The following is a 10,588-nucleotide window of genomic DNA, read 5'->3' on the forward strand; positions in this document are numbered from 1 at the left end:
ATGAAACTTTCCCGGGTCCTGTTTTTGTTTATTATTTACAATCTATCGGCACAGCAGAAACCAATCGAAACAGTTTATTTTGATTTCGACAAGTATGATCTTACCGAACCGCAAAGCAGAGTTGTAAATAATTTTATCAAATCAATAGACACCGCGAAAGTTGAATCTATACAAATCTACGGTTACTGCGACGACCGCGGCACTGATGATTACAATTTTAAATTGTCTCATGACAGGGTTAATACCATTCAAAACTTATTGCTTTCCTTTGGTTTTAAAGAAAGTAAAATTGTTATTCTTGAAGGCAAAGGCCGTGTTGTGGTTCGGCCTGATACTGTTGAGAATTTATACGAAACACGTTTACGCAATCGGCGGGTTGATTTGATTGTGGTAAAACGAAACAGTTTTGGAAAAGAAGTTTATTCTTCTTTTAAAGATAAATTAAAAGTTGGCGATAAAATATATCTTGAAAACATATTGTTTGATATGGGAAGTGCCCGACTGACTAATAATTCTAAAAAGGAATTGGATAAGATTTCTGTTATACTTCAAAAACAAAAAAACATACAGTTCGAAATTAGAGGCCACGTTTGCTGCACACCACAAATTTACAGTGACGCAATCGACAAAGACACTAAAGAAAGGAAACTTTCCTGGAACCGGGCCAAAACAGTTTTTTACTATTTAAGTTCTAAGAAAGTTTCTAAAAACAGAATGCGTTATCAAGGCTGCGGAAACAAATTCCCTCTAAAAAGAGGCGATAATTATGATCGCCGCGTTGAGTTTTTGATTACTAAGATTTGATTTTTTTGCCACAAAGGCGCTAAGGCACAAAGTTTTTTTACTTAAAGTTTTACTCTAAAATAAGTTGTTAATTATTTCTTTTAAAGATAATTACAAATTAGTAAAAAGGGCAATAATTCATATTGCAACATTGTAGCGTTATTGTTTTTTGTGCTTATCCGCGAATCATTTCGATATGTTCGATATCATCTTCAAGATACATTTCACTTGATTGGACAAAACCATGACTTTCGTAAAATTTCTTTAAGTATAATTGTGCTCCAATTGTAATTTGATCTTTTCCAAAATTAGATTTTATTGCGGCAATTGCTTCACGCATTAAATCGTGTCCCCACTTTTTATCACGATAATTGGCATCAACGATTACTCTTCCTATTGAGGCATTGTCGAAACTAATTCCGGCATCGAATAAACGAGAATAGGCTACAACTTTACCGTCATATTCTCCAATTAGATGTAACGCTTTCTTGTCTTTGCCGTCAATGTCTAAATAAACGCAGTTTTGCTCTACTACAAAGATTTCACTTCTTAGTTTAAGTAAATCGTATAGTTCATTTACAGTTAATGCCTCAAATGGCTTTATTTTCCATTTTAATTCCATTTTGTATATCTCTTTTAATTTTAATAATCCTAAAAACAAAATTACGTCAAATATTATCAAATAGAAATCCCGATTATAAAACTATAATCGGGATTTACTAAAAAGATACTTTGCTCTTCCTGCAAGGTTTCCAAAACCTTGTAGGTATTTAATCTTTATTATCTATTTTTTACTTTGTCAATTACACCTACAAGGTTTTGGAAACCTTGCAGGAGAAAGAACTACTTTACTTTATCATTTTTTCTTCATGACAATTTCCATGCTTTTATATTCTGAGCCTTCTTTGACATCGAACATTTCCATTTTACGGGTTGTGGCATCTACGATTGTATAGATTTCTCTGTAAGGTGCTTTCTTTCCTGTTACCGGATTTACTACTTCCCCTTTAAATTCCATACTTTTTTTCCCTTCGTCATATTTTCCCGTGGCAACCATCATTCCGGTTCCCATATTGTCGATAAAAGTTGTGGTATATTCTTTACTTGCGTTGTTATAGGCTAATGTGCTTTTTCCTTCAAATGGTGCTCCCATAATTTTTCCGACATAATTACCTTCCTGATAACGTCCGCCTAAAATCATTTTGATAGTGGCAACTGAAGTTGATTTTTCTGGTTTTCCATTTGGTTCATACCAAAACGTCATCTCGCAATTCCATGTTCCAACTTCGTCTGTCATTAATTTGTGCGGTGCGCCCGGAGTTGCATACTCCTGCCAGGCTTTCATTTGTGCCGCAGAATCTACTGGTACTTCGGCTGCAGGTTCTTCAGTTTTGATACTGTCTAAATCTTTTGCCGTGACAACTTCCTCTTTTACTTCTTTTTTACAAGAGATAAAACATAATGCAATAATTACTAATGTTGTGGTTACCTTTTTCATAAGTCTTTGTTTTTATGTTTGTTACAAACAAAAATAAGAAAAATAATAACGGAATTTGTTTCAAGTTTCAGGTTTCAGAGTTTCAAGTTATGCTGTGTGGTTTTTACCACAAAGTTCGCTAAGGTTACGCAAAGAAACGCAAAGTTATTTTTTAAGAACCTGACTTAAATTATCTTATATAACTTATATGGTTTAATATTCGTTTAGAAAACTTGAAACCTGAAACTTAAAACTTGAAACAAATCAACGCTTATCTATTTTCACAGATTTTATGATGGCTTCGAGATCGAACATTAAGTCACGTTCTTGGTTTGAGGGTGAATAGCAAAATCCTTCGATAACCAGGATTCGGTTATAAACAGGATCTACGATTGCGTAGTTAATGAAAGGTCCGGCCATGAAATCATTTTTTAGTTCCCATGTTCCTTTGGTTTCAAAAGCTTCTTTTCCGTCTAATGCTGTATTCGAAAAATAAGGTGCGTAAGCTTCTCCGGTAATCATTCGGGTTTTTGGTTCTCTTCCTTTGATGTAGTAACCAATTGAGTCGCGCATTTTAATGATATTACCCACTACATTTCCACGGGTTTTGAAATTGTGCAGCGGAATTTGGTATATCAATAAACTGGTGTTTCCACTTATGATATCTTTTTTAAGCCAGATAAAATTCTTTTTGTGAAGCATATATTCATATCCTGTTGGAATCTGGATATCAATATGGAATTTGTTTTTTATAATAGCAGGATTTAAAAGTGAAGCACTGTTGTCTTCCTGAATTTTTTTGATTTCAGCATCTCGAATCATTTTGATGATTTGTGCCGAATTCAATTCGATACTGCAGATTATGTCATCAACAGATTTTCCGTAAATACGAAAAGTGTTGTGCGGCAGTGATTTATTGTGGGTTATTTCAAACTTATCTACAGCTGATTTTTTAACAACGATAATGCTTCGGCTGTCGGTTACAAATCCTTCGAGAAGTTTGGCAGGATATTGATTGATTGTAAATAGCGGTTCTTCCTGAGTTAAACCCAGAACTGGCGATGCAAATTTATTTCGGATACTGTCGCCAACTTCTCCATACCATAACTGATCGTCGATGATGATGGAAATTGTATTTGTTTTTCCGGAAACAGGTTCTTCTTGTTTATCTGTTTTTAAACAAGAAATCAATAGAAACGGAAGTATTATAAATAAAAAATGGGTTTTATTCATTTTCTTAATTTATGAAATAAAACCCAAATTTAAATAAGATTTTTTATTATCCGTTTATTTTAAGCTTCATTCCGGGTTTTATATCTTCATCTTTAATACCATTCCATTTTTTAATATCTGAAATTGTTACTCCAGGATATTTTTTAGAAATACTGTATAAAGAATCACCTTTTTTAACGTAATAATCTTCGCCAACATTTTTTGCTGAAGGTGCTTTCTTTTTGAAAGAATCAACAGAAGTAGATGCAATAGCAGTAGAAACCGGCTCGTGGATCTCTGTAACTATTTTAGAAACTACTAATGTTTTTCCTAAACCAATATTATTAGAGCTAAGATCATTTAACTCTTTTAAGTCCGCAATAGTCGTACCGAATTTTTTAGCAATGCTTCCTAAATTGTCTCCGGCCAATACAACGTACTCTACAGTTTGTATTGAAACTTTATCATTATCTTCTGCAGAAGCAACAGCTTCTTCTGTATTTTTCTCTACAGCTGGTACTACTTTTGGCTCTTTAATAATTTTAGCAGAAGTATCAACATCTGATTTAATTTTTAAAGATTTTCCTAACGCAATTGCATTTGATTTAAGATTATTCCATTTTTTTAAATCTGAAATATTCACATTGTATTTATCTGCAATAGCGCCTAAGTTATCTCCTTTTTGGACTTTATAAAACTGAATCTCTTTATCTTTAGATACTTCCAGAGATTTAGTGTCTCTAACAGGTTTTCCTTTTGGAGCAATTTTCATTGCTAAACGAGTTGGAATAGTTCTGTTTTCTGATTCGTGTTTTACGTAAGCGTAAATTTTATCTTCGTTTGAAACAAAAGTTGCAATTTTATCTTTTGGCAAACGAAGGAAATTTTGCTCCCCTTGATAAGCCGGTACAACATTTAATTTATACGATGGATTTAAAAGTTGAAGTTGTGATTGCGGCATATCTAACAAATCGGCAATTTGTTTGAAAGACATTTGATTTTTTACCGCCACTGTATCTGTTTCAAAGTTTTTAATAACAGCTCTTTCTGGGTTGATTCCGTGTTCTTTATGATATTCAAAAAGATACATTGTAGCATAAAATGCCGGAACATAACCTTGAGTTTCTTTTGGAAGGTAATTGCGAATATCCCAGTAACCTGTTTTTCCGCCAGAACGACGAATTGCTTTTGTTACGTTTCCAGGACCTGAATTATAAGAAGCTAAAACAAGTTCCCAGTCATTAAACACATTGAACATTTTTGTCATGTAATTGGAACAGGCTGCTGTAGCTTTAAGAGGATCACTTCTTTCATCGATATAAGAATCGATTTTTAAAGCGTATTGTTTTCCGGTTCCGTACATAAACTGCCAAAGTCCGGTAGCGCCCATTTGAGAAACTGCTTTAGGGTTTAAAGCAGATTCTACAACGGCTAAATATTTTATTTCCAATGGAACTTTTTCTTTTGCGAATGTTTCCTCGAATATTGGAAAGTAGTATTCTGATAAAGCCATTAATCGAGAAAACGATTTTTTACGATTCTTAAGAAATGACTTTATTATGTTTTCTAATCCTTGATTGTATTCAATTTCAAAAGGAGATTTGGCATTCATTGCCGCCAAACGCTGCTTAAGCAGTTCTGTTGGCAGTTCCTCATCTACAGTAACGTCCTTATTAATGGTTTGAATGTCTTTTGTCAAATCATCGTAGATGTCTAAACTTACTAACTCATTCATCCAAAGGCTGTCAACTTTTGTTGCCAGATCATCTTTTTTGAATGTGCTTTTAATAGAATCTAAATAGGACAGCTTTACTTCGGGTTTAATTTCCTTCGAGACTTCGGCAGTTTCCTGCGCGAACATCGATAGAGAAAACAAAACGGTTACCGCTAATGATATTTTCTTTACAATCATATAACATTTTTTTAAAATTCTATAAATCAACCATTTATAGAATCATTATTTTTGCAAACTTAAAAAGTTTAAGGCTTAAATATACGCAAAAAAATGTTAATTGTGATTTTTTAGTCTAAAATTGCAGCAATTCCAGGTAAAACTCTTCCTTCTAACATTTCTAGCATTGCGCCTCCACCAGTAGAAACATAGCTCATTTTGTCTTCGAAACCGAATTGTTTTACGGCTGCAACAGAATCTCCTCCTCCAACTAGAGAAAATGCTCCTTTTTCTGTTGATTCTGCAATAAAATCTCCTAAAGCAATTGTTCCTTTAGAGAATGTTTCCATTTCAAAAACCCCTAATGGACCATTCCATAAAATAGTTTTTGATTCTAAAATTACTTTTTTGAAGTTTTCTAATGATTTTGGACCTGCGTCAAGACCTTGCCATCCGTCAGGAATTGCAGTTACGTCTACAACTTGTGTATTTGCTGTATTTGAGAAATCGTCTGCAGCAATTACATCAACAGGAATATGAATCTGAACATTTTTTTCTTTTGCTAATCTTAAGATTTCAAGTGCTAAATCTAGTTTATCATCTTCGCAGATTGATTCTCCAATTTTTCCGCCTTGCGCTTTAACAAATGTAAAAGTCATACCGCCGCCAATAATCATGTGGTCAACTTTGTCTAAGATATTTTCGATAACGGTGATTTTAGAAGAAACTTTAGAACCTCCTAAAACTGCTGTTACTGGTTTTTCGCTATTTTTAAGTACTTTGTTTAAACTGTCAATTTCTTTTGCCAATAAAGTTCCAAATGTTTTATCGTTTGGAAAAAATTGTGCAATAATTGTTGTTGAAGCGTGCGCTCTGTGTGCAGTTCCAAAAGCGTCGTTTACATAAATATCTCCAAGTGAAGCTAATTCTTTTGCGAAAGCAACATCTCCAGCTTCTTCTTCTGCGTGAAAACGTAAATTTTCAAGTAATAAAACTTCTCCAGGCTGTAGGTTTTTAGCAGCTGTTTGAGCTGGTTCTCCAACGCAGTTTTCAGCAAACTTAACTTGTACTCCTAAAATTTCTGAAGCTGTTTTTAAAATATGTTTTAAAGAGTATTTTTCTTCAGCTCCTTTTGGTCTTCCTAAATGCGACATTAAGATTACACTTCCGCCTTGAGCTAAAATAGTATCGATAGTTGGCTTTGCCGCTTCAATACGTGTCGTATCAGTTACATTAAAATTCTCATCCAAAGGCACGTTAAAGTCTACACGGATAATTGCTTTTTTATTTTTAAAGTCGAAATCGTTTAAAGTTTTCATTTGATATTTTTTTAGTTTTTTTAGAAAGAAAAACAAATATAGGACTTTTAAAGTACTAATAAATTCGAATAAACTAAAAAAGAGACAACAAAAAGAACGAAAACGTTATAAATTCACAAATAAATTGGTTTATTAAGGATTAAAAACAATTTTAGGTAATAATTCAATAGCCTACTGAATAAAAAACTTATTATTCAGCCCTGTTTAATAATAAACAGCCTAATTCCTGATTTATCTTATTTTTATAAATAAACTACTTTTTGACACTATAAACCTAACCTTCTTTTTAATAAATTGATTTGTTTTTACAAAAAGAAAGAAAAATCTTTAAAAATGTTTTTATTTTAAATGTTTTACTATATATTTACTTCGTTTTTTACAAGAACACTGAATAATCTTGTTAGAAAATTTCAATTTCCACATTAATACAAAAAAACAAATCTTCCAGTTTTTTCTCGGATAACCTTTTTAAATGGTTTTACACCATTCCTTACAGAATTATATATCCCGCATGCTACATTATTTTAAGATGTTTTGTTATGCGTGATATTTTTCTGATGTTTTGTTCAGAATGTGAAAAAGAATCAACAAAAACGTATAAACCCTTAGAGATATACCATACCAACTGCTTAGATTTGCACACCAATTTTATTTAAAATATTCTAATCAAAGCCAATGAAAAAATCATTTCCGTTACGTTTTTTAAGATCGTTTTTTATTCCAAAAAATCATTTTAAAAACCCTATTGCTGTATTGTTGTGTCTTATCATGTCTTTCATGACAATTTCTTTAAAGGCACAAATTGCTGAAAATGATCCAAGTAGATATATCCCTAATATCATCCCTCCTTCCCCTACGGCTTACTCATTGGGTACTTACGGGAATACTCCTGTTGGGCTATTTACAGGATCCCAAAACATCAATATTCCTCTTTATACCTATAAAACAGCGAATCTGGAAGTTCCCATTAGTATGTTTTACAGTTCTAATGGCATAAAGGTAGATGAGATTTCTTCAAATGTAGGACAAAGCTGGAATCTTAGTTTTGGCGGTGTCATTACAAGAATCGTCAGGGACAAACCTGATGAAGACAGAGGAGAATATCCTATTCCAATATCAATAACAGAATCAATGGGACGCTATTCCCCTCCCGCTTTAGATTTTTATCAATACATTGGGGGAAATGATGTTGATACTGAAGCTGACCTTTTTAGTTTTAACTTTGGTAAATATTCCGGTAAATTTGTTTTTGATAATGAAGGAGGTATAATTTTAATACCTGCTCAGGAATTTCAGATTCAATATACCAACTCACCTAACGGATTTAATTTTATTGTTACTGCTCCTGATGGAGTGAAGTACTATTTCGAAGACAAGGAAACTTCTACACAAAGAGTTGTAGGGGGAGGCCATTCTATTCCTAACATAACCGTTTCATCATGGTATTTAAGCAGGATCGTACATCCTAAAGGCGATGAAATTCAATTTACTTATGATGCTTCCGGGACTTCTTATACCGCTTCAAAATCACAAACTTACAGAATGCTTTACCCGCGCATTCAATATGATGCTGCTGGTAACCTTGAGCAGTATACAGGTGGTTTAAGCCCAATGTATGACCATACCATAAGCTTAGCAGGCAAAGCAATAAAGTCAATAAAAAGCACAAACCCTTTTTATGGAGAAGTTGCATTTACCTATCTTTCTGCTTCCAGCGCAGATGTAACAACCGGTAATAACAAAATATCTCAAATTACTATAAAAGATAAAAATGCCGCAGAAATTGACCGTATTAATTTTACTTATACTACAACACCTAATAGCAGGGTATTTCTGGATAAAATTCAGTTTAAGGACATCAACCAAAACTATCAGTTTGAATACAATAGCAGAAACAGTTTCCCGGCAAGGTTATCTTTAAGTCAGGACCATTGGGGCTATTATAATGGTAAAAGCAATACTAATATTGTACCTTATGTTAGCGCTTATGAATTGGAATCGGTAAATTATAATGGCGCCAATAAAGAACCTGATGGAAATTTTGCACAAATTGGTCTGCTTACGAAAATTACCTATCCAACAAAAGGATATACTACATTTGATTATGAACCAAATGACTATTATGGTCAGATAACTGTGGAACCTGCCAGAGTTTACCAATCTATAAGTGCTGTGACTACAGAAGAAATAAAGGATGCTTCATCACAGACAATCTACACAAATGGAGCGACATCACAAAAAGTACAAATTATAGCCAATACAGGTTTCTATTGTTCAGATCCAGAGTTGAACATTGGTAAAAACAAAGGAACTATAAGTGTTTATAATACTACAGCAAGCAGATACGAAACCCTTTACAGAACAGACAATAGTGCTCCTATCAGTAATGGCTTTTATACAATAACACCTAATACTGATTCTTCAGCTAAAATTTTCTATTTCAATGCATCAGCAAATCAGACTTATCGTATTAGTTTGAGTTCCGATTGGTATTGTACCTCAACTAAATTAACCTACAATTACTTGCCGGGAGGGACTACCACAGTACCTGCCAATGTTATTACAGGAGGTATAAGGGTGCAGCGCACCTCTGACTATTCTTCTGCATCATCTGCTCCCGTAATCAAAAGGTTTTTTTATGCTAAAAAAGATGATCTGACCAAATCAACAGGAAACAAAGGCCAGGAACCTTACTATATTGATCGTTACAGAGTAGATAGACTTTTAGAAGGAGGTGCTGGTGTTCAAGGAGTAACAAGCACAGCAACCTATTTAAATTTATCTTCAAGCAGTTTAGCTTCTTTATTTGATACCGGAAGTTCAAATGCATTTTATAATTATGTGACTATTTCATATGGATCAGATGCCTTTTTAAACGGAGGGGAAGAACATGAATTTATTGTGCATCGCGATCAGGGTACAGGTTATGTAATTGGAAATTATGATATTCGAAGTGTTACTTTATCTAATACTGGATGGGATAATGGCTCATTAAAAAGAACCGTTTTCTTTAATAAAGATCTTAAAACTATTAAAGAAGTTATTAACGAATATGAAGAAAAAGCAACTTACAGAAAAGAAGCTGTCTCTTACAGCGCAAGAAAAAATTACGAAAAAATTCTTTCAGCACCTGTAAACTATCAGTGTACACAAGCAGATCTGACAAAAAGAACTGAATTTAGAACCTGTTTAGCAAATCATAAACATGAAAAAGCAGGAAGTCTAGTAAATAATTTAATTGGTGGTGTCAAAAGAGATGATGATTGTATTGCCCCGGGCAATAACAACACAACTATATATATCACACATCCCTGCTATGGAGCAACACTTCCAAAAACTATTTCAAATATTGAAAATATTAATAATCTTAGTATCGTATCATATTCAAACTTTGGTTTTTGGCATTACCTAAAATCAACCAAAGAAATACAATATGATATAAATGGTTTAAACCCTGTAGAAGCTCTTACTAATTATAACTACAACAGCCCTAAACATACTCAAATGACCTCTCAGGTAACTACAAGTTCAAAAGCCGAAACTATTGAAACAAAGTATTTTTACCCTCCTGACACAGAAATGGCAGCTGAACCAGCTGTAACTGATTTAATAACGGCCAATATGGTTGAAGCACCTTTGGATACACAGACTTATAGAAATACCGTAAAACTGTCTGAGCAGAAAACCGGTTACGAGAAAAGTATAAATACAAACAATTTATTACTGCCTAAATATGTGTATGCCAATAAAGGAGTCCCTGCTATAGTTACTGCAGATAAAAAAATCACCTTTGACCAGTATGACACTAAAGGAAACATCATTCAATATACACTTGAAAGCGGCACACCTGTTTCCATTATCTGGGGATACGGCCAGACAAAGCCTATTGCCAAAATTGAAAATGCC

7 protein-coding genes are annotated in these 10,588 nt (G+C 33.5%); 2 read left to right on the top strand and 5 right to left on the bottom strand.

What is annotated here, in order from left to right; translation table 11 throughout:
- A complete protein-coding gene (locus B3C18_RS19695) occupies nucleotides 1-804 on the top strand; it encodes an OmpA family protein (protein ID WP_291150626.1) in 804 nt (267 codons plus the stop codon).
- Nucleotides 805-958: 154 nt separating this feature from the next.
- Here B3C18_RS19695 and B3C18_RS19700 read toward each other — a convergent pair whose 3' ends face one another.
- From B3C18_RS19700 to B3C18_RS19720, 5 genes are all read right to left on the bottom strand, one after another.
- Nucleotides 959-1,405, bottom strand: a complete 447-nt coding sequence (locus tag B3C18_RS19700; protein WP_291150628.1) for a GNAT family N-acetyltransferase — start codon at nucleotides 1,403-1,405, stop codon at nucleotides 959-961.
- 234 nt (nucleotides 1,406-1,639) lie between these two features.
- On the bottom strand, nucleotides 1,640-2,281 hold the full coding sequence (locus B3C18_RS19705; RefSeq protein ID WP_291150631.1) for a DUF1579 domain-containing protein: 642 nt from the start codon (nucleotides 2,279-2,281) through the stop codon (nucleotides 1,640-1,642).
- A gap of 243 nt (nucleotides 2,282-2,524) precedes the next feature.
- On the bottom strand, nucleotides 2,525-3,493 hold the full coding sequence (locus tag B3C18_RS19710; RefSeq protein WP_291150633.1) for a DUF4837 family protein: 969 nt from the start codon (nucleotides 3,491-3,493) through the stop codon (nucleotides 2,525-2,527).
- Nucleotides 3,494-3,539: 46 nt separating this feature from the next.
- The gene (locus B3C18_RS19715) at nucleotides 3,540-5,384 is read right to left on the bottom strand and encodes a LysM peptidoglycan-binding domain-containing protein (protein ID WP_291150636.1); all 1,845 of its coding nucleotides are present in this window, start codon (nucleotides 5,382-5,384) and stop codon (nucleotides 3,540-3,542) included.
- A gap of 110 nt (nucleotides 5,385-5,494) precedes the next feature.
- The gene (locus B3C18_RS19720) at nucleotides 5,495-6,682 is read right to left on the bottom strand and encodes a phosphoglycerate kinase (RefSeq protein WP_291150638.1); all 1,188 of its coding nucleotides are present in this window, start codon (nucleotides 6,680-6,682) and stop codon (nucleotides 5,495-5,497) included.
- Nucleotides 6,683-7,357: 675 nt separating this feature from the next.
- Here B3C18_RS19720 and B3C18_RS19725 point away from each other — a divergent pair.
- On the top strand, nucleotides 7,358-10,588 hold a 3,231-nt coding region (locus tag B3C18_RS19725), incomplete at its 3' end, for a sugar-binding protein (RefSeq protein WP_291150640.1).

It is taken from the genome of Flavobacterium sp. UBA7680, from assembly GCF_002482975.1.
GTDB lineage: Bacteria > Bacteroidota > Bacteroidia > Flavobacteriales > Flavobacteriaceae > Flavobacterium.

Bases quoted from the DNA above. Each gene is read 5' to 3' on its own strand.
- B3C18_RS19720 (WP_291150638.1), bottom strand. From the start codon at position 6,682: ATGAAAACTTTAAACGATTTCGACTTTAAAAATAAAAAAGCAATTATC.
- B3C18_RS19705 (WP_291150631.1), bottom strand. From the start codon at position 2,281: ATGAAAAAGGTAACCACAACATTAGTAATTATTGCATTATGTTTTATC.
- B3C18_RS19715 (WP_291150636.1), bottom strand. From the start codon at position 5,384: ATGATTGTAAAGAAAATATCATTAGCGGTAACCGTTTTGTTTTCTCTA.
- B3C18_RS19700 (WP_291150628.1), bottom strand. From the start codon at position 1,405: ATGGAATTAAAATGGAAAATAAAGCCATTTGAGGCATTAACTGTAAAT.
- B3C18_RS19710 (WP_291150633.1), bottom strand. From the start codon at position 3,493: ATGAATAAAACCCATTTTTTATTTATAATACTTCCGTTTCTATTGATT.
- B3C18_RS19695 (WP_291150626.1), top strand. From the start codon at position 1: ATGAAACTTTCCCGGGTCCTGTTTTTGTTTATTATTTACAATCTATCG.